The organism is Rhodanobacter sp. AS-Z3, from assembly GCF_029224025.1.
Classification (GTDB): Bacteria; Pseudomonadota; Gammaproteobacteria; order Xanthomonadales; family Rhodanobacteraceae; genus Rhodanobacter.
In genome coordinates, this window is sequence record NZ_CP119392.1 from 707,246 (window position 1) to 727,288 (window position 20,043).

15 protein-coding genes are annotated in these 20,043 nt (G+C 61.5%); 10 read left to right on the forward strand and 5 right to left on the reverse strand.

Translation table 11 applies throughout. The features are described from left to right. Positions 1-44 precede the first annotated feature (44 nt). From PY254_RS03020 to PY254_RS03055, 8 genes are all read left to right on the forward strand, one after another. Entirely contained in the window at positions 45-251 is a 207-nt protein-coding gene (locus tag PY254_RS03020; RefSeq protein ID WP_281013998.1) for a YgaP family membrane protein, read from the forward strand. Between the two features lie 28 nt (positions 252-279). Then, a complete protein-coding gene (locus tag PY254_RS03025; protein WP_281013999.1) occupies positions 280-1,371 on the forward strand; it encodes an efflux RND transporter periplasmic adaptor subunit in 1,092 nt (363 codons plus the stop codon). Further along, complete coding sequence (locus tag PY254_RS03030) at positions 1,364-4,627, forward strand: efflux RND transporter permease subunit (protein WP_281014000.1); 3,264 nt, start codon at positions 1,364-1,366, stop codon at positions 4,625-4,627. Before PY254_RS03025 ends, PY254_RS03030 begins: the two co-directional genes overlap by 8 nt. Positions 4,628-4,752: 125 nt before the next feature. Beyond that, entirely contained in the window at positions 4,753-5,619 is an 867-nt protein-coding gene (locus PY254_RS03035) for an MBL fold metallo-hydrolase (RefSeq protein ID WP_281014001.1), read from the forward strand. A gap of 36 nt (positions 5,620-5,655) precedes the next feature. After that, positions 5,656-6,075: a protein tyrosine phosphatase family protein gene (locus PY254_RS03040; RefSeq protein WP_281014002.1), complete on the forward strand. Its 420-nt coding sequence runs from the start codon at positions 5,656-5,658 to the stop codon at positions 6,073-6,075. An 81-nt stretch (positions 6,076-6,156) separates the two neighbouring features. Next, a complete protein-coding gene (locus tag PY254_RS03045; protein ID WP_281015140.1) occupies positions 6,157-6,921 on the forward strand; it encodes a sulfite exporter TauE/SafE family protein in 765 nt (254 codons plus the stop codon). Positions 6,922-6,991: 70 nt separating this feature from the next. After that, positions 6,992-7,849 carry an EamA family transporter gene (locus PY254_RS03050; protein WP_281014003.1) on the forward strand — a complete coding sequence of 286 codons (858 nt, stop codon included), beginning with the start codon at positions 6,992-6,994 and terminating at the stop codon, positions 7,847-7,849. Between the two features lie 105 nt (positions 7,850-7,954). After that, positions 7,955-9,565, forward strand: a complete 1,611-nt coding sequence (locus PY254_RS03055; RefSeq protein WP_281014004.1) for a S10 family peptidase — start codon at positions 7,955-7,957, stop codon at positions 9,563-9,565. A 299-nt stretch (positions 9,566-9,864) separates the two neighbouring features. Here the strand turns inward: PY254_RS03055 and PY254_RS03060 are convergent, their stop codons facing one another. From PY254_RS03060 to PY254_RS03080, 5 genes are all read right to left on the reverse strand, one after another. After that, positions 9,865-10,428, reverse strand: a complete 564-nt coding sequence (locus PY254_RS03060; protein ID WP_281014005.1) for a hypothetical protein — start codon at positions 10,426-10,428, stop codon at positions 9,865-9,867. Further along, positions 10,425-11,051, reverse strand: coding sequence for an AHH domain-containing protein (locus tag PY254_RS03065; RefSeq protein ID WP_281014006.1), 627 nt, complete (start codon positions 11,049-11,051; stop codon positions 10,425-10,427). Before PY254_RS03065 ends, PY254_RS03060 begins: the two co-directional genes overlap by 4 nt. A gap of 486 nt (positions 11,052-11,537) precedes the next feature. Beyond that, a complete protein-coding gene (locus PY254_RS03070; RefSeq protein WP_281014007.1) occupies positions 11,538-12,971 on the reverse strand; it encodes a GGDEF domain-containing protein in 1,434 nt (477 codons plus the stop codon). A 140-nt stretch (positions 12,972-13,111) separates the two neighbouring features. Continuing rightward, positions 13,112-14,191, reverse strand: coding sequence for a LacI family DNA-binding transcriptional regulator (locus PY254_RS03075; RefSeq protein WP_281015141.1), 1,080 nt, complete (start codon positions 14,189-14,191; stop codon positions 13,112-13,114). Positions 14,192-14,285: 94 nt separating this feature from the next. Beyond that, positions 14,286-15,596 (reverse strand): sugar MFS transporter, encoded by a 1,311-nt coding sequence (locus tag PY254_RS03080; protein ID WP_281014008.1) that lies wholly within the window; start codon positions 15,594-15,596, stop codon positions 14,286-14,288. A 418-nt stretch (positions 15,597-16,014) separates the two neighbouring features. Between PY254_RS03080 and glk the strand changes: the two genes are divergently transcribed. After that, a complete protein-coding gene (glk, locus tag PY254_RS03085; RefSeq protein WP_281014009.1) occupies positions 16,015-17,124 on the forward strand; it encodes a glucokinase in 1,110 nt (369 codons plus the stop codon). A 131-nt stretch (positions 17,125-17,255) separates the two neighbouring features. Further along, positions 17,256-19,961 carry a TonB-dependent receptor gene (locus PY254_RS03090; RefSeq protein ID WP_281014010.1) on the forward strand — a complete coding sequence of 902 codons (2,706 nt, stop codon included), beginning with the start codon at positions 17,256-17,258 and terminating at the stop codon, positions 19,959-19,961. Positions 19,962-20,043: the final 82 nt, after the last annotated feature.

A 20,043-nucleotide genomic window follows, 5' to 3' on the forward strand; every position in this document is an offset into this window, starting at 1 on the left:
CCTGCAGTGGCCCGACCATTTCAAATTGCTGGAGGAATATATCCATGAATATCGACCGTGCCGTCTTCGCGTTTGCTGGAAGCATAGTGCTGCTGAGCGTGCTGCTTGGTCAGCTTGTTTCTCCCTGGTGGCTACTGCTGGCAGTATTCGTCGGCGCCAACCTGCTGCAATCGGCGTTTACCGGCTTCTGCCCACTGGCCCGAATCCTTGCCAGGCTGGGTTTGAAATCCGGCTGCGCTTTTCGATCCTGATCCACCCATGCCTGTAGCGAGTTTTTTCATGAAGTCAAACCTGCGCTTGCTTGCGCTATCTGCCGCCGCCACGCTTCTCGCCGCCTGTGGCGGCACGTCTTCGACGCCGAGTGCCGAGTTGTCGACCACGGCCTTGGTTGCCAGCGTGGTGCATGCGCAGGCGTCCGGCCGCGAACAGGTGTGGGATGGCGTGGTCGAGGCGGTGAATCAGGTGACGATCACCGCACAAACCAATGCGCGAGTGACTGCGCTGCCGCATGAAGTCAATGACGTGGTGGCCAAGGGCGACGTGCTGGTGCGCTTCAGCGATGTGGAGCAAAAGTCCGCGCGCAACGCAGCGCAAGCCCAGGTTGCCTCGGCGCAGGCCAGCTATACGGATGCGCAGGCATCCTACGAGCGCATCGCCGCGGTTTACGCGAAGGGCTATGTTTCCACCGCGCAGCGGGATCAGGCGCGTACCGCCCGTGATGCGGCGAAGGCTGCGCTGGAAGCAGCCCGCGCCCAGTCAGGCGCGGTCGGTCAGCAGCTTGATTACACCATACTGCGCGCACCGTTTGCGGGCGTGATCACGCAGCGCTTCGTGCATGTGGGCCAGGCGGTGCAGGCCGGCCCGCCGTCGCCGCAGCCGCTGATCCAGTTGCAGGCGCTGGATGATTTGCGCGTCAACGTGCAGGTGCCGCAGAGTGCGGTCGACGCGATCCGCAAATTCCACGTCGCCAAGGTGATACCGGCCGATGGCCAGCCGATTGCGGCCAGTTCGGTCGAAGTATTTCCGTATGCCGACCCGACCACGCACAGCTTCAACGTGCGCCTGCAGTTGCCCGCCGGTGAGACGGGTTTGTATCCCGGCATGACCGTGAAAGTAGCGTTCGCCACCGGCGATGCGAAGCGCTTGCTGGTGCCGGCCGCGTCGCTGGTGCAGCGCGGTGAGCTGGTTGCGGTGTACGTGATCGGCGAACACGATGTCACTTTGCGGCAAGTGCGTTTGGGCCAACGCGAGGGTGGCGAGGCAGAAGTGCTGGCCGGGCTGGACGATGGCGAGCGTGTGGCGCGTGATCCGCAAGCGGCCGTCGCCTGGTTGGCCAAGCGCAACGCCAAGGCGGGCGCCGCTCATGAGTGAGCCGACCAGGCTGGGTATCTCCGGCCGCATCGCCCGTGCGTTTCAGCTTTCGCAGATCACGCCTTTGCTGGCGATTGCCGGGCTGTTGCTTGGCATTGCCGCGGCGATCATCACGCCGAAGGAAGAAGATCCGCAGATCGAAGTGACCATGGCCAACGTGCTGGTGCCGTATCCCGGCGCCAGCGTGCGCAGTGTCGAGAATCTGGTCAGTTTTCCGCTGGAGCAGAAGCTGTCCGAGATCAAAGGTGTCAAGCACGTCTACTCGATGAGCCGCGCCGGCATGGCTGTGGTGACGGTGGAGTTTGATGTCGGCGTGCCGCGTCAACAGGCGCTGGTCAATCTGTACAACAAGATTTATTCAAACGCCGACTGGATTCCGCAAGGCCTCGGTGTCGGCCAGCCACTGGTGAAACCCTACGGCATCGACGACGTGCCGATGATGGCGGTCACCTTGTGGTCCGACCGCCCCGAGACCACGCCCGAGCAATTGGCGAAAGTGGCACACACGCTGGAAACCGATCTCAAGCGCGTACCGGGCACGCGCGATGTTTACACGCTCGGCGCACCGGATCGTGCGGTGATGGTCGAAATCGACCCGGCCAAGCTGGCCAGTTATCAACTCAGCGTGGGCGATTTGTCACGCGGCCTGAAGGCGGCGAATGTCGCCGCCGATATCGGCAGCGAGATCGGCGGCAATCAGGACTTGCCGGTGAAAGCCGGCAGCCTGCTGATGAATGCTCAGGACGTGTCGCAACTGGTGATCGGTCTGGCCGGTGGTCATCCGGTGTATCTGTCCGATGTATCGCGCGTGGCGTCTGGTACCAATCACGCCACCCGACTGGCTTCGTTTGGTACGCCGCCGGGTCGATCCGGCCCGCTCACCGGGCTGGTTCCTGCGGTGACTCTGGCGATTGCCAAGAAGTCCGGCAGCAACGCGCATTCCATCGCAACCAGGATTCGCGAACGGCTGGAGGCGCTGCGTGGCGTGGACATTCCCGAAGGCGTGCACGCCACGGTGACCCGTGACTATGGCCAGACCGCGAACGACAAGGCTGACGAGTTGCTGCTGCATCTGGCCTTGGCCGCGTTCGCGGTGGTGCTGCTGGTGTTGTTTGCGCTGGGCTGGCGCGAAGGCGTGGTGGTTGGTGTGGCCGTGGTAATCACCCTGGCGGTGACCTTGTTCGCCTCGTGGGCGATCGGTTTCACCATCAACCGCGTGTCGCTGTTCGCGCTGATCTTCTCGATCGGCATCTTGGTCGACGATGCGATCGTGGTGGTGGAAAACATCCACCGGCACATGGCGCTGGGTGAGAGGAGTTTGATCGAGGCGATTCCGCTGGCCGTCGATGAAGTTGGCGGACCGACCATTCTGGCCACCTTCACGGTCATCGCCGCGTTGTTGCCGATGGCCTTCGTCGGTGGCTTGATGGGGCCGTACATGCGGCCGATTCCGATCAACGCTTCCGTCGGCATGCTGATCTCGCTGGCGGTGGCCTTCGTGGTCACGCCGTGGCTGGCGTATCGCTTGCTGCGTGGTCATATGCCGCCACCGAGCGCTCAGTCGGCCGACCAACGGGTGATGGAGGAATCGAAGATCGACCGTTTCCTGCATCGCCTGTTCATCCGCGTGATGACGCCTTTCCTCGGCAATCCGAAGGCCGCGCGCAATCGTCGCCGGTTGTTCATCGGCATTACCGTTGTGGTGTTGCTGGCGGCGGGTCTGGCCGGGGTCAAGCTGGTGATCTTGAAGATGCTGCCGTTCGACAACAAATCCGAATTCCAGATCGTGTTGAACATGCCCGAAGGCTCGACGCTGGAGCAGACCAACCGCGCGCTGGTCGACATGAGTCAGGTGCTGAACCATGTGCCTGAGGTGAAGGATTACCAGTTATATGCCGGCACCTCGGCGCCGATGAATTTCAATGGTCTGGTACGCCAGTACTACCTGCGCAACCAGCCGTATCAGGGCGACATCCAGGTCAACCTGGTCGACAAGAATGAGCGCAAGCGGCAGAGCCATGAGGTGGCGATGGCGGTGCGTCCAGCGCTGACTGAAGTGGCCAAGCGATTCCATGCGCATCTGGTGGTGGCGGAAGTGCCACCCGGGCCGCCGGTGATGGCGCCGATCGTCGCTGAAATCTATGGCCCGAACTACCAAGGTCAGCGTGCAGTGGCGTTGTCGATGGAGAAGCTGTTCGCACAGATGCCGGGCATTGCCGACATCAACCTCAGTGTCGAAAACCCCCAGGCCAAGCGTCAGTTGATCGAGATTGATCGCGCACGTGCCGCGGCACTTGGCGTCAGTCAGGCTGAAATTGTCGACGTGTTGCGCGCCGGCATGGGTGGTGATCCGGCCAGTTATGTCGCGGATGAAAACGCCAAGTACGCGGTGCCGATCATGCTGCGCCTGCCACCGGCGGCGCTCGGTTCCATGGACTCGATCCTGAGCCTGCGCGTGCGCTCCAGCGCCGGCCAGTTGGTGCCGATCTCCGAAGTGGTGAAGGTGGTCGAGCAGCCATGGGCCGACGCGATTTACCACAAGGACCTGCTGCCCTATACCTTCGTCACCGGCGATGACGTGGGTGCGGAAGACAGCCCGGTTTACGGGATGTTCGGGCTGGTCAGCAAGATCAGCGACACGCGCCTGGCCGGCCAGCAACTGGCCCAGGAATTCACCGGCGCGCCCGCCAGCGACACGGGCTATTCCGTACGCTGGAGCGGCGAGTGGGAGATTACTTACGAGACCTTCCGCGACATGGGCATCGCCTATTCGATGGGCCTGTTGCTGATCTATCTGTTGGTGGTCGGCCAGTTCAAAAGCTATGTCGTGCCGCTGATCATCATGGCGCCGATTCCGCTGACGGTGATCGGCGTGATGCCCGGTCACTGGTTGTTCGGCGCGCAGTTCACCGCCACCTCGATGATCGGCATGATCGCGCTGGCCGGCATCATCGTGCGCAATTCGATCCTGCTGGTCGACTTCATCAACCACTCGCTCGCGGCAGGGCTGAGCCTGGAACAGGCGGTGGTGAAGGCCGGCGCGGTGCGCGCCAAGCCAATCATCCTCACCGCGCTAGCGGCCATGCTGGGTGCGTTCTTCATCCTCACCGATCCCATATTTCAGGGTCTGGCGGTGTCGCTGGTGTTCGGCGTGATGGTGTCGACCGTGCTGACCCTGCTGGTGATTCCGTTGTTGTACTACGCCTGGTTGTCGCGCGGCGACGGTCGCCATCTGCCGGGTGCTGCAGGCCAGTGATGACGAAGCCCGTCACGGTGACGAGATGACTCGTCACCGTGACGGCCGCATACTCAGTACCTTGCGGTGTTCAGACGACGGCTGTACCTGCCGTCGGAGGTAGCCGAGGTGATGGAGAGTTGACCATGCACCATCCCGAAGTCAGGGCATTCTTTCACGAGCCCAGCAATACCTTCAGTTACGTGGTGTGGGATTCGATGGGCCTCCAGGCGGCGGTGATCGATGCGGTGCTCGACTACGAGGCCGCTTCAGGCCGCAGCAGCCATCACGCGGCCGATGAGATCGTCGCCTTCGTGCAGGCGCAGGGTTTGACCGTTGAGTGGGTGATCGATACGCATGTACATGCCGATCATTTGTCGGCTGCGCCTTATGTGCAGTCCAGACTCGGCGGCAAGCTGGGCATCGGCGAGCATATCCGCACGGTGCAAAAGACCTTTGGTGAATTGTTCAATGTCGGGAGTGACTTTGCTCCTGATGGCAGTCAGTTCGATCATCTGTTTGCCGATGGTGAGCGCTACATGCTGGGCGGGATCGAAGCGGTTGCGCTGCATACACCCGGCCATACGCCGGCCTGCATGACGCATGTGATCGGTGATGCGGCCTTCGTCGGCGATACCTTGTTCATGCCCGACTACGGTACCGCCCGTTGTGATTTCCCCGGTGGCGATGCGGGCATCTTGTATCGCTCGATCCAGAAGATATTTGCGCTGCCCGCGGCCACGCGAATCTTTCTGTGCCACGACTACAAGGCTGCCGGTCGTGACGCGTTCGCGCATGAAACTACGGTAGCCGCCGAACGCGCGGGCAATATCCACGTGCACGACGGCATCAGCGAAGCCGAGTTCGTGGCCATGCGCACGGCACGCGACGCCACACTGAAGATGCCGCAGTTGATCCTGCCTGCGGTGCAGGTGAACATGCGCGCAGGCCGGTTTCCGCCAGCCGAGAGCAACGGCGTGCGCTATCTGAAAATCCCGCTGGACGCGCTGTGAGCGTCCACCGAACCTTGCCATCCAGAGGACCTTCCCATGCAAATTCATCCCCTTGTTGATCAACTCAGCGTGGCGCCGCAAATCGAAGTTGCCGACATGACCGTACTGGCTGCCCAGGGCTTCCGGGGCGTCATCAACAATCGTCCCGACGACGAAGAGCCCGGCCAGCCGAGCAACCGCGAGTTGGAACAGGCAGCACAGCAAGCCGGCCTGGGCTGGCGCTATATCCCGGTCACCCCCGGACAGTTCACCGAGCAACAGGCGCACGGTTTTAGCCAGGCACTGAGCGAATTGCCCGGTCCGGTACTGGCGTTCTGTCGCAGTGGTACTCGTTCAAGTTCATTGTGGGCGCTGCAGGCCGAGGGTTCGGTCGATGCCATACTGGATACTGCTCGCGTTGCCGGTTACGACTTGTCGATGCTGCGTCCGCTGCTTGAGCGAAAGCACGGCGCCTGATCGACCGGTACAGCCTGCGCACACTTCACACAGGCCGGCCGTGGGCAACGCCTCCACTCGGGATGACCCATGCAAGATGTATTGACGCTACAGGCCTTGCTCGCTGTCGTGTGCGGATCACTCGTTGGCTTTTCGCTGGCGCTGATCGGCGGCGGCGGCTCGATCCTAGCGGTGCCGTTGTTACTGTACGTGGTCGGCGTGCACGACCCGCACCTGGCGATCGGCACCAGTGCACTGGCGGTGTCGTTCAATGCGTTTGCCAACCTGATTCCGCATGCGCGTGCCGGTCATGTGCGCTGGAAGGTGGCGTTCACCTTTGCCGCCACCGGCGTGCTCGGTGCCTTCGTGGGTTCCAGCATCGGCAAGGCGGTCAACGGCCAGCACCTGCTGGTGCTGTTCGCGATCCTGATGATGGTAGTCGCCGGTTTCATGTTGCGTGGGCGGCGCGGTGGGGAAGATCGCTACCCGCTGCCGGGGATGTATCCACGGCTCGGTGCGGTAGGTCTGGGCACCGGCAGCCTCGCCGGATTCTTCGGTATCGGCGGCGGCTTTCTGATCGTGCCCGGGCTGATGTTCGCCAGCGGCATGGAGATCATCTACGCGATCGGCACCTCGCTGTTCGCGGTTGGCGCGTTCGGCCTTACCGCGGCGGCCAACTACGCGATCTCCGGCCTGATCAACTGGCCGGTGGCCGCTGAATTCATCGGCGGTGGCATCGTTGGTGGCTGGCTCGGCGCGATGGGTGCCAGCCGGCTGGCGAAGACGCGCGGCGCGCTCAACATCATCTTTGCGCTGGCGATCATCGCGGTGGCGATCCTGATGCTGGTGAAGAGCCTGCGCGCGTAGTGCCGATGTCATGGCGTGACTTCGTCCGGCGCTGCGGCACAATGCGCGCTGGTCGTGTTGGAACTGCCCGATGATTTTCGTGTTGCTGAGTGTGCTGTGCAGCGTGCTGGTTTCCGTCTTGCTGAAACTGGCGCGCCGATTCCAGCTGGACGTCGGCCAGGCGATCGCCTGGAACTACGTGGTGGCGAGTGTGCTCACGGCGCTGCTGTTGCAGCCTGCGCCAGCCAGCCTGCGCGAGCCGGGTGTGCCGTGGCCCGCGCTGGTCGCGCTGGGCCTTCTGTTGCCGACCATCTTCCTGGTGCTGGCCGCTGCCGTTCGGCACGCTGGCATGGTGCGCAGCGACGCGGCGCAACGGTTGTCGCTGCTGCTCTCGCTGCTGGCGGCATTCGTGCTGTTCGGCGAGCAACTCACCACGCTCAAACTGTGCGGCATTGCGTTGGGCTTGCTCGCGCTGTTGTGCATGGTCTGGCGCAGCGGGTCTTCATCGACAAAGGACGGTTTGGCTGGCTGGTTGTATCCGTTGCTGGTGTTCGCCGGCTTCGGCGTCATCGACATCTTGTTCAAGCGCGTGGCGCAAGCCGGCGTGCCGCTGGGTACGTCGCTGCAGGCGATGTTCGCGCTGGCGCTGCTGGTTGCGTTCGTCATGCAGCTATGCCGACGCCTGCGCGGAACCACCCGTTTCACCGCGCGCAGTGCGGTGGCCGGACTGCTTCTGGGCCTGGCCAACTTCGGCAACATCCTGTTCTATCTGCGTGGTCATCGCGCGTTGCCGCAGCATCCGGCACTGGTGTTTGCCAGCATGAATATCGGCGTGGTGGCGCTGGGTGCGGTAGTCGGCTTGCTGCTGTTCCGCGAGCGCTTGAGTCGGCTCAATCTGGCCGGCGTACTGTTCGCGGCACTGGCCATCGGCGTGCTTGCCTGGCCGTAGCGCGGCGGGGTGGGCGGCTTCGCTGTCGACGATGACTTCTGGCCTATGGAGGGCATCGCCCACGCGCCTATGCTGGAGCTTCAACTCGACCACTCAGGACCACCCATGCGCAAGCTGCCCCTCGTCGTAGCACTCACCGCCGTGCTGCTTAGTTCGGTCGCCGTGGCCGGTACCGACAAGAAAGATGAGAAGGCCGCTGCCGCGAAATCCGATGCCGCCGTAATGGTGCAGCCGCAGACCTCGACCAGCGAGGGTTCGGTAACCGTCGAAGGCAAGAAGATCGACTACAAGGCGGTGGCCGGCACACTGGTGCTGCATGGCAGTGGCGACAAGGAAGACGAGCCACAGATCAGCATGTTCTACGCCGCCTATTTCAAGAAAGGCGTGAACGCCAGCAAGCGTCCGATCACCTTCATCTACAACGGCGGCCCGGGCTCGGCAACGGTGTGGTTGCACATGGGTGCGTTCGGCCCGAAGCGGGTAGTGACCGCCGACGATACGCACACGCCGGCAGCGCCCTACCAATTGGTCAACAACGACTACAGCCTGCTGGATGCCTCCGACGTGGTGTTCATCGACGCGCCCGGCGCGGGTTTCAGTCGGCTGATCGCCAATGATGCCGATCACGGCAAGCGTGCCGAGCAGATGAAGGAACGCAAGAAGGATGTCTATGGCGTGGACGGAGACGGTCATGCCTTCGCCCAGTTCATCACCCAGTTCATGTCGCAATACGGCCGCTGGAATTCGCCGAAATATCTGTTCGGCGAAAGCTACGGCACCACACGCTCGGCAGTGGTGGCGAACATCCTCGAAAATGAGGACAGCGTCGACTTGAACGGCGTGATCCTGCTGTCGCAGATCCTCAGCTTCGATACCAGCGTTGATGGCCCGGAGTTCAACCCCGGTATCGATCTGCCGTACGAGCTTGGCCTGCCGACCTACGCCGCCACCGCGTTCTACCATCACAAGTTGCCGCAACAGCCGGCCGCGCTGGAGCCGTTCCTCAAGGAAGTCGAGCAGTGCGCGATGGGCGACTACGCGCAGGCGCTGATGCAAGGCTCACGTCTGGGTGCGGCGCAGAAGCAGGCGGTCGCCGAGAAGCTGCACCAGTACACCGGCCTGCCGGTGGCGTATCTGCTGAAGGCAAACCTGCGTGTCAGCGGTGGCATGTTCGAGCACGCACTGCAGGCGGATACCGACACCACCACCGGCCGACTCGACACCCGCTTCTCCGGCCCGTCAATGGATCCGATGGGCAAGAGTTCCGACTACGATCCGCAGTCCTCGGCGATCAGTTCGGCCTACGTAGCGGCGTTCAACAATTACGTGCGCACCGAGCTGAAGTTTGGCCAGAACCAGCCCTATCGCCTGTTCGCCGATATCGATCATTGGGATTTTTCGCACAAGGCGCCGGGCGCGCATGGCGAGGCGCTGCAGTCATCGACCAACGTGATGACCGATCTCGCGGCGGCGATGAAAACCAATCCGAACCTCAAGGTCTACGTCAACGGTGGCTACTATGATCTGGCCACGCCGTATTTCGCGGCTGACTACGAAGACCACCACCTGCCGATCCCGGCCAGCCTCGACGCGAACATCAGCTACTCGTGGTATCCGTCCGGGCATATGGTGTATGCGCATGAGCCGTCGTTGAAATTGTTGCATGACAACGTCGCACGGTTCATTGATCAGACTGACAATCTGGGGGCGCACTGAGGCGTTGATCCGCGGGACTGCGAGACGCGAGATAAAGGGTCGGTTCCAATGATCCGAAGGTGGTAAATGAACCTGGCCGAACCTGCCCCCTTTGTTTTACGACGACCTGCAGCGACTCTGTACCCATCTTCCACAGGAACGCGCCTTGGGCGCCGCCAAGTTCCAGAACATGGTTGAAAGGCCCTGAGTCGCTCAGTAATGGTGAGGCCTCACGGGCAGCCTGCGTCACAAGCACAAGACGGCTGATGGTCTGACCTAATTGCCTCCGTGCCTCCGTGCGTCCGTCACCCTTTAGTCTTTTAGTCCCATGGCTTGAAGTCCATGCCACTGATCTTGTTTGAAACGATGCGTTCTTCCAACTCGATCTTGGCCGCATCATTCACGAAGATGCGTCCGTGTATGGAAGGTTCGACAAAAATCGAGGGTGCGCACGGAACCAGTTGCTCCAGAAAAACCGGCACCTCGACATACGGCCCATCGAACTCGGAGTGCTCACGGTCAATGCACGACACTACGTTAGTGACGTTGTAGTAGTACTCGGTGTTAGCGTCGACATTGATCTCCAGAAGCTGCCCGAACCGTGCCAGGAAGTCGCCAAGAACGGTGCGCACCTTTCCGTTGATGACAAGCCCCGTCGCGGTAAACGGGCTGACATCCGCGCGAGCGGGTAGCTTTTTTCGCCCTTCCTTCGCCAACACCGCAAGCTCGGGACGGGCCTCCCAGTGAAGCAGCTGCCCCGGAACCTTGTTCTCGAATTGAGCCCAGAATGATTCCGACAAATCCGGATCGAACTGCATCTCGAGCGAAGGACCGACCATGGCGGCGGTGTTTGTGTGGAAATTGGTGATTTCCCAGACGCTCATCGTTGATGCTCCCGCAGATACGGAAAGGTGCCGTTCAATATCTTCCGCTTGATCGACTTCAGTGCTTCCCGACCTACTGCAGTATCAGTTCCGTCGGTCTTTGCGTAGGTATCAAGCCGCCGAAAAACAGCCATATGGTAGACGTCGGTATGAACCGGTCGATGCTTGAGCGCATCGGGAATGGAAACCACCACCGAACGTTTGAACGCTGGAAGGTGGACTCCATTGTCTTTGTCGTTGATTGCGACGCGCCACCGGAAGAGCAACCTTCTGGATGCGTGAGCACCTTGGGCCTTGAACGCCACGATATGGTGAGCCTCGGTTTCACCCTCCGGCTTCGGATCGCCGGCAGCTTTCATATTGCTGGCGAGCACCTTGGACGGATCATGACTGGTCGCAAGCTCTACCATTGCCGCCACCAGAAACATCCTTTCCGAGAGTTCGGAAATGGTCTCTCCGTTCTCGTAGCGTATGCCCTGCTTCACTTGATTCAGCCACTCCATGTTGCCTACTTTATAGGCCAAGGCTGGGTTGATCTGGTTCAACGCGACCCGCATGTCGGCCGAATGCGTGCCAAATTTCTTGAATGGATCGCCTTTGTTTGCTGCCACTTCCTTTGTCATGCCTCATTCCTTGATTCCATTGGCGCAGGTGATGAAGTTCAATGAACCCATCCTCATCTTTACACTATTGGCGGCAACGCGGACAAATCCCAGGAGCACGGGGCCAAACTGGGGCAAGGGGAATAGGCAAAGGGGTCGGAGGCTGAGGTTTCCCCAAGAATTTCCTAGTTCCATTAGAAGCTTGTACATCGATCGATGGAACAGTGCGCCCATGAAGCGGTCTTACCTCACGGGTTACAAAGCCAGAGGCGACCGCCCCATGCGCGCCACCGAAGTATTGAAGTTGTCTGGGAGAACCACTGCAAGTACTTCACACGCAGCGCTCTGGTGTGCTGATGCGTGCCGTCGAAGCCACGATCGCCGGTCGTCGTTTGACTCTGATCGAACTAGCCAGCGCGTGGACCGATGCGCAAGGGGTTCGTGCGCCGCTGAAGGCTTTGGATCGTTTGCTCGGTGATGAGCCTGCCCCTTTGCTTCCTTGCTTGCTCACCGCGCACAGACCTGATTTCTCCCTGCCTGTTTCGCGTGGTACATGCGCTTGTCTGCAGCCTCGATGGTGGCTTCATAGGTATCCCCATCGAGACCGTACTGTGCAACGCCCAGACTTGCGGTGAAGCGTATGCAGGTGCCTGAAAACGACACCACTTCGTTTTCGGTGATCTGACGTAATCGTTCGGCCACCATCGTGGCGGCTTCGAGTGGTGTGTCGGTCAGCATGAGGGCAAATTCCTCACCGCCAATGCGCCCCATCAAGTCGCTGGGGCGCAAGATGCTTTTTGCCAAGGTGACAAAGTCCTTGAGTACCTGGTCGCCCGCGGCATGGCCATGGCCATCGTTGATCTGCTTGAAAAGATCGAGGTCGATCGTCACAAAAGAGAGTGGCGCCGCACTGCGTTTGACGCGGGAAATTTCCTCCACGCTCCGAGCCTCGAAGCTGCGACGATTTGCGCAGCCCGTGAGTGCGTCGGTGGTAGCGAGGATTTCGAGTGCTTCGTGTGCGCGTTGCAGTTCAAGCAACGCGTCATCAGTTCGCGCCTTCTCCGCCCGGACCTGATCAAGCAGTTCCGTCTGACTGTAAACCCGGGCAAATGAGCCTGTCGTCAGGAACGCATGGATCACTCCATAGCTCAGCGCCGTGAAGCCCGCCGCGAAAATCGCGTGTGCCAGCCACCACATGTGATTCCAGGAAGGTCCCAGCAGGAAAGCGAAAGAGGATTGTGCAAAGAACACGACCGACAACACGTAAACCATCATCAGTGGCGAACGAATGCGCCGGACGAGGATGATCAAGGCGCAGCTGAGCATGATGCCCATGGCTGCTATTTCCATCGCCTGTTGGGCCAACTTCGCCCATGCGGAGAAAGCCAACGGGGCAACCAGGACGTCGATGAGCGCGAACACGCCAAGCCATGCCCACCAAAAATATCCGGGTCGGGCCTGGAGAGTGGGTGGGGCTTGTTTCCCATAGGCCAACAAGCCGGACAGCAAACAGCCCGCCATCACCAGACGGGATGCTGGTCCGTACAGGGTAAACAGCATGGGGTGGTCATGCGAGAAGCCCGTGAATAAGCCGTGCACCCCGTAAATAACGGTAAATCCCAAGAAGCCCAACGTCAGCCATTGGAGAAACGATTCTTTGGTGCGGAGGTAGCAACGGTACGTGACATACGCGATGAATCCGCTCTGCAGCAGCGAAATACCAATGGCAATTTCGTGCGCGCCATGATCTTCGAAGCGCAGCGGAGGGATCTGAAAGAAATACAGATAGGCGATCGCGAGGCTAGGGAGCAAACCCACGAACACAAGGATCAGCACTACGTACCCTTGGGTCAGGGTACGGAGAAACTCTGGGTGATCGGAGTAATTCGAGAACGCCATGGCCTTAGCCTTCTGTTCGTCACCGGCCTTGGTGTCCAACATACCCGTGGATGCATCCTGCTGTCGACTCTTCGTACAGCGGCAGCACGCCAAAAGAGAGGCACCGGGTCATTCTTGTTGAGTGCTCCCTGCAGGCCCACGCCAAGCGTCAACACATGGCGGGCGCAGAGTGTCTGTAGCCGTCATACGCCCGGCTTGCGCCGACCGGTGCCACTCCGTCCGGACTGCGCAACATGCCGTGGCGCCGTCGACCCACGCACCACCAGCTCCGGACTGAAACCTTCGTTCGCCAGCTGCGCCGGCTCGCCGTTCGCCTCACGCTGCAGATCACCAATCAACCGCTGCGCTGCGTGTCGTGCGATTTCCTCCGTGGCCTGACGCGCCGTAGTAAGTGCAGGCCACGACTGCTTGGAGAACGGGCTGTCTTCGAAGCCCGCGATCGACAATTCGTACGGCACGTTGATGCCATCGGAGTGGGCGGCAGCGAGTACACCGGCGGCGATTTCGTCGTTGGAGCCGAAGATGGCAGTGGGGCGATCTTTCAGGGCCAGCAGTTTGCGTGCGCCGCGAAAGCCGTCGTCGAAGGTGTAGTCGCCGGGCAGGATCAGCTTGCGGTCGAGCGGGATGCCGTAATCCTTCAGTGCATCCTCGTAGCCCTGGTAGCGCTCGGGGCTGGAGCGATGCTCGTGCCCGCCCCACAGGAAGCCGATGCGTTGATGGCCAAGCTGGATCAGGTGTTCGGTGATCGCGTAGGCAGCGTCACGGTCGTCGACGTAGATGCACGGCATGCCGTCTTGCGGGTCCTTGCGTGCCGAGATGATGCGGATGAATGGCACTTTTGCATCGCTTAGCGCACGCAGCAGTTCCGGTTGCTCGGACATCGGCGGCGCCAGCACCAAGCCGGCCAGCCGCGAGCGCTGCGCCAAGGTGAGCAACTCGTCGGTCAGCTTGGGCGAGGCGGAATCGCAGGGATGGATCTGCAGGCCGAAGCCGCTGCTGCGGCACACCGACAGCACGCCGCGCTGCAGGTTGATGATGTAGTGCGCGTTCGGGTTGTCGTAGACCAGTCCGATCGCATAGGCCCGCGTACTGCGCAGGCTGCGTGCGGAGGGATCGGGTTGATAGCCGAGTGCGTCGATTTCGCGCTGCACCTTCTCGCGCGTGCGCGCGTGTACCGAGGGCTCGTTGTTGATCACCCGCGACACAGTCTTCAGCGATACGCCGGCCCGTTCCGCAACATCCTTGATGGTGGCACTGCGCACCCGTTGAACCTCATGCATCGTGAATGGTGGCGTCTCGTGCCGGCGACCCGGCGCGGAGCGGCGCCGGGTTGCGCGGCAGCGTATGCATCCTAGCTCATGTGCCTTGCGGAGCGCTGGACCTGGCCGCCGTCTGGCCTATCCGGTGGCCGGCCACGCCGTAGTACAGGATGTACAGATAGCACGGCACCATCACGCACAGGAAGGCGAGCTGGAAGTCGATCACCTGCTTCAGATGCACGAAAACCTGCGGAATCAGCGCGCCGCCGACGATGCCCATGATCAACAACGCGGACGCGGCCTCGGTGTGCTTGCCCAGCCCCTTGATCGCCAGCGGGAAGATTGCCGGCCACATCATCGCGTTGGCGAAGCCGAGTGCGGCAACAAAGGCGACCGACGCGTAGCCGTGGGTGACGTAGGCGCCGATCGCGAAGGCCACGCCGAGGATCGCCGACACCGCCAGATAGCGTTGCTGCGAAATGAAGCGCGGGATCACCAGCAGGCCGACGCCGTAGCCCGCCAGCATGCCGAGCATGGTGTACGAGGTGAAGTGCTTGGTCGAGTCCAGCGGCAAGCCGAAGCCCTGGCCGTAGATGCCGATAGCATCGCCCGCCATCACTTCGACGCCCACGTAAAGAAACAGGCACAGCACGCCCAGCCACATGTGCGGAAAGCTGAAGATGCTGCGGCCGGAATGGCCGATCGCCTGCTCGTCGTTGGCGCCGGCCGGCTTGATCTCCGGCAGCGACGAGCGCACCACCCAGATCGCCAGCAGCACCAGCAACGCGGCCATCGCCATGTACGGCCAGTACACGCGCGCAGCAAAACTGTTGAGCAGCAGATCGCGTGCTGCCGCAGTGGGTGCGGACTTCACCTGCTGGTCGAGTGTGTCGATGCCGTTCAACACCAGCGCCCCAAACACGAACGGCGCCAGCGCGCCGGCCACCTTGTTGCAGATGCCCATGAAGGCAATCCGCTGTGCGGCGCTGTCGATCGGTCCAAGAATGCTGATGTACGGATTGGACGCCGTCTGCAGCAACGACAAACCCGCGCCGATCACGAACAGGCCGACCAACGCGCCGTGATAGATGCGGATGTTGATGAACTCGCCGAACAGCACCGCACCGATCGCCATCACGAACAAGCCGAGCGCCATGCCTTTCTTCATGCCTGTACGCCGCAGCACCATGGAAGAGGGCAGGGCGAGGCAGAAGTACGACAGATAGAACGCCACTGGAATCAGGAAGGCGCTGACGTCGTCGAGGTTGAAGGCCAGCTTCACGAAGATCGTCAGCGGGCCGTTGAGCCAGGTGACAAATCCGAAAATGAAGAACAGCACGCCGATGATCAACATCGGGCCGAGATACGAAGTGTGCTGGGACGGCGTGGCCGTCTGCGTCGTTGCCATGGAATCCCCCGGAGTTGCCGCGCCTGCCGGTCGGGTGACCGGGACAGGCTGGAATGTCTCTTTATTCGCGGAAAAGTGCAACGTTGTCAATCATGGCCGCAAACCGGTGTCTGTTGTTGCGCCCCGCAGCGGACTTTCAGACGGCCAAAAAGACGACCTATGCGGCGGTGCGTCACCAGGTAGTCGGAAACGATAAGCGCACGGATATGGTGCATTTCAAGCCTTCAAGCGCCCATCTCGACTCAGCCTCAGGAGTGTCACGACAGCTTTTGTGCGCTGCCGCAGTGACCGCAGAAAGTTTCGTGAACTGTCCTGTTGACAACGTTGTCATTTTGACAGCAGACTCGGCCCCACTCAGGCCAGACCGCGTGCGGCAGCACGTCAGAGTCGCCAACGGGCCAGACACGGGAGAGGTGAAGTGGGGGAACGCGCCAACCAGCGCCAGGCATCTGCGGCAACGACTGCGTCGCTGATGACGGGTTTGTCGTCGCACGGTCTCGGCCAACTTGGCCAGGATTCGGTACGACCCTTGCTGGCCGCCGATGTCGGCGGCACACATGCGCGCATCGGTCTGGTGACCGCAGCGAAGGACGGGCAGTCGGTCAACGTGCTGCACTACCACCGTTACAGCTGCGCTGACTGGTCCGGCCTTCCGGCCATGCTCAAGGATTTTGTCGAACAGCTTGCCGGCACGCCGCACGCTGGCATGCGTGTACAGCTGCGCGAATGCGCGGTCGCGTGTGCCGGCTATGTGGTGGACGATGCCATCGTCAATCAGAACCTGCCGTGGTCAGTGTCCATCGCCGAGATTCGCGCCGCGCTCGATATCCGCCAGGTGGCGGTGATCAACGACTTTGAAGCGGTGGCCTATGCCACCCAGCTCATTGCTGCCAACGACGCGCGCTCGATCATCGAAAGCAGCCAGCCGGCGTCGCGCGGGCCGGTATTGGTGATGGGTCCGGGTACCGGCCTGGGTTCGGCGGTGCTATTGCCGGGCAGTTCCCGCGCGCAGGTACTGGCTACCGAGGCGGGGCAGATTTCACTGGCGCCGGGTAGCGAGCGCGAGATCGAGATCTTGCGCCTGTTCCGCCGCGAGCGCTCGCATGTGTCGTTCGAAGATGCCCTGTCCGGCCCCGGCCTGCTCAAGCTTTACGGCGCGCTGTGCGAGTTGCGTGGTTGCGCGGCACGGCAGCTCACCCCGGCCGAAGTCACCGGCGCGGCACTGGCTGGCAACGACGCGGCTGCCGTCGAGGCGCTGGAAATTTTCTGCGGTCTGCTGGGCAGCTTCGTCGGCGACCTGGTGCTGCTGTATGGCGCGCGCTTGGTCTATCTGGCCGGCGGCATCCTGCCGCAAATCCAGCCGTTCCTGCTGACCAGCAGTTTTTCCGAACGCTACTTCAACAAGGGCGTGATGCGCGCCTGGTTGCAACAGGTTCCGGTTCGATTGATCGAGCACGGCCAGCTTGGCGTCATTGGTGCCGCAGGCTGGTTTCTGGACGAACAGCGCGACAGGGGGCAGGAAGCATGACATGAGCCCGATCCAGCACCACGGCACCAAGCGAACTGCGGCACCCAACGTCTTATCCACCTGATCAAAACCAGCCATGACCGTCACTACGCCGGTCCTGATTCGAGCCAGCCTCTGAGGGGAGGAACACCATGAATTACCGCAAGACACTACTCGCCGTAAGCATCATTTCCAGCTTGTGCGTATCCAGTGCGATCTATGCGCAGGACAGCACGGACACCAGTTCGACCCAGCAGCAGAAGAAGGCTCGCGCTGATGACGTAAAGAATCTCAGCACCGTCGTCGTCACCGGTATTCGCGGCGCGGTGGAAAAAGCGCTGGACATCAAGCGCGACGCCAACTCCAACCTCGAAGTGGTCACCGCCGAGGATGTCGGCAAGCTGCCGGCGCACAACGTCGCCGATACGCTGCAGCGGCTGCCGGGCGTGAATATCAGTTCCGCCAGCGCCGATGAAGGCGGCTTCGATGAAGCCGACCGCGTCAGCTTGCGTGGTACCAGCCCCAGCCTGACCCAGACCACCATCGACGGCCATGCGGTCGGTTCGGCCGACTGGTTCGTGCTCAGCCAGGGCAGCAACATGGGACGCAGCGTGAGCTACACCTTGCTGCCGTCCGAACTGGTCAGCCGCGTGGAAGTGCACAAGTCGTCCGAAGCCCGCCTGATGGACGGCGGCACCACCGGCAGCGTCGACATCATCACGCGCAAGCCGCTGGACTTCACCAAGCAGTTCACCACCAATCTGACGGTGGGCGGCGTGCATTCAAGCACGGCCGGCAAGACGGACCCGCAGCTTTCGGGGCTGTTCAACTACAAGAATGCCGACAGCACGTTCGGCGTGATGGTGCAGTTGTTCAAGCAGAAGCGCAGCCTGCAGCGCGAAGCGCAGGAGCTTCCGGCCGGCTTCACCACGATTGCCCCGGGTTCGGCGCTGGCCACCAGCAACCCGGATTTGTCCGGCGTGCGCGTGCCCAGCTTGCTGGGCTCCACCTTGTTCACCCAGGTGCGTGACCGCAAGGGCGGCCTGCTCGACGTTCAGTTCAAGCCCGCGGACAACCTCACGCTGGACTTCAACGCGTTTCGCTCGGACATGTCGGCGAACAACTACAACCGCAACTTCATGTTGTGGGGCGGCAATTTTGCCACCACGCAGGCGCCGCAACCCGGCTACGTGGTGAAGAACAACGTGCTGACCGACGCCACCTATGCCGGCGTGCCCGGCACCAATTACATCGTGTACGACATGATCAGCCGCGATGCCACCTCGAAGGCGTCGTATTACACCCTCGATGCCGACTGGCAGGCTTCGGAAAACATCGAAGGCAAGTTCCAGGTTGGCACCACCAAGGGCACCGGTGAGACCTCCGCGCAGTACATCGCCGAAGTCACCGCGGCCAATGGCGGCGGCGCCAGCTGGAGCACGCACGGCATCAGTGCGCCGGTGGACTGGACCGTGGGCGGCGACATCAGCCCGGCCGGCGTGACCGGCTTTGGCACCTGGGGTAACCAGCAGGTCAAGGCGATCGACAAGGAAAAATGGGGCACGGCTGACTTCACCCAGTACTTCAACAGCGGTGTACTGACCTCGTTCAACTATGGCGTGCGATTCGCCAAGCATGACCGTGAAGTGCAGTCGCCGGAAGGCGCCAGCCCGGGCAACATCTGGCCGGCACTGCAGGGCGCTGCCACCGGCAATTACCCGAGCAATTTTGCGGCGGGCATCGGCGGCAGCTTTCCGACCAACATCTGGTACTTCACCCCGGGTGCGTTGAAGAGCGCGATCACGGCCAATTCCACCTGGTTGTCGAACAACGATGGCCCCACCGGCCGCCACAACTACGGCGCCGAGTACTCCGTCGACGAAAGGAATATGGCCGCCTATTTCCAGGCCAATTTCCAGGGCGATAACTGGAGCGGCAACGTTGGCCTGCGCTATGTCAACATCAAGCAGGACATCAACACCTACTTCGCCGTGGCCGCGCCGGTGGTACCTGATGTGTCGAGCCTGTTCGGTGCATGGACGCGCGTGAATACCAAGAACAACTACAGTCGCGCACTGCCGAGTGCGAACCTGAAGTTCAACCTCGCCAGCAACGTGCTGTTCCGCTTCGCCGCGTCACAGACCCAGACCTTGCCTGACTACTCGGCACTGGGCGCGTCGTCATGGGGTTCGGATCTGAGCAAGACCGGCGGTGGCGGCAACACGCATCTGAAGCCGGTGTTGTCCACCAACTTCGACGCCGGCATCGAGTGGTACTTCATGCCGCGCGGCCTGTTGGCGGCGACCGCGTACTCGATGAACATGAAGAACTATGTTGCCTACGGCATCCAGACCCAGATGTTGTTCAGCGAACTGACCCATCAGCTGGAGCCGTATCAGGTGTCCATGCCGGTCAACGCCGATGCGAAGGTGTCGGGCGTGGAATTGGCCTATAACCAGCCGATTGGTGACAATTTCGGTGTCGATGCCAACTACACCTATGCCGATGGTTCCTCGGCCTTCACCTGGTCCGACGGCAGCAATCACTTGCTGGGTACCTCGAAGAACACCTACAACGTGGGTGCCTACTTCGAAAGCGACAAGTTCGGTGCGCGGGTGAGCTACACCGCCCGCTCGTCGTTCCTGATCGGCCTGTCCGGCGCCAGCCCGTACTACCAGGACAAGTTCGGCACGCTGTCGGCCTCGTTGAGCTACAAGGCCACTGACTGGCTGAGCTTCAGCCTGGACGCGATGAACCTCAACAACCCGACCTACAAGTACTACGAGACGGTGAACATTCCGCACGCGTTCTACGAGAACGGCCGCCAGTACTACTTGAACGCGCACCTCTCATTCTGATTGCTGCAAATACATGGCAGGCCAGGGATGGCCTGCACTCCCCCAAGCGGGCCCGGCGTTGTTTTGCGGGTCCGTCTTTTTA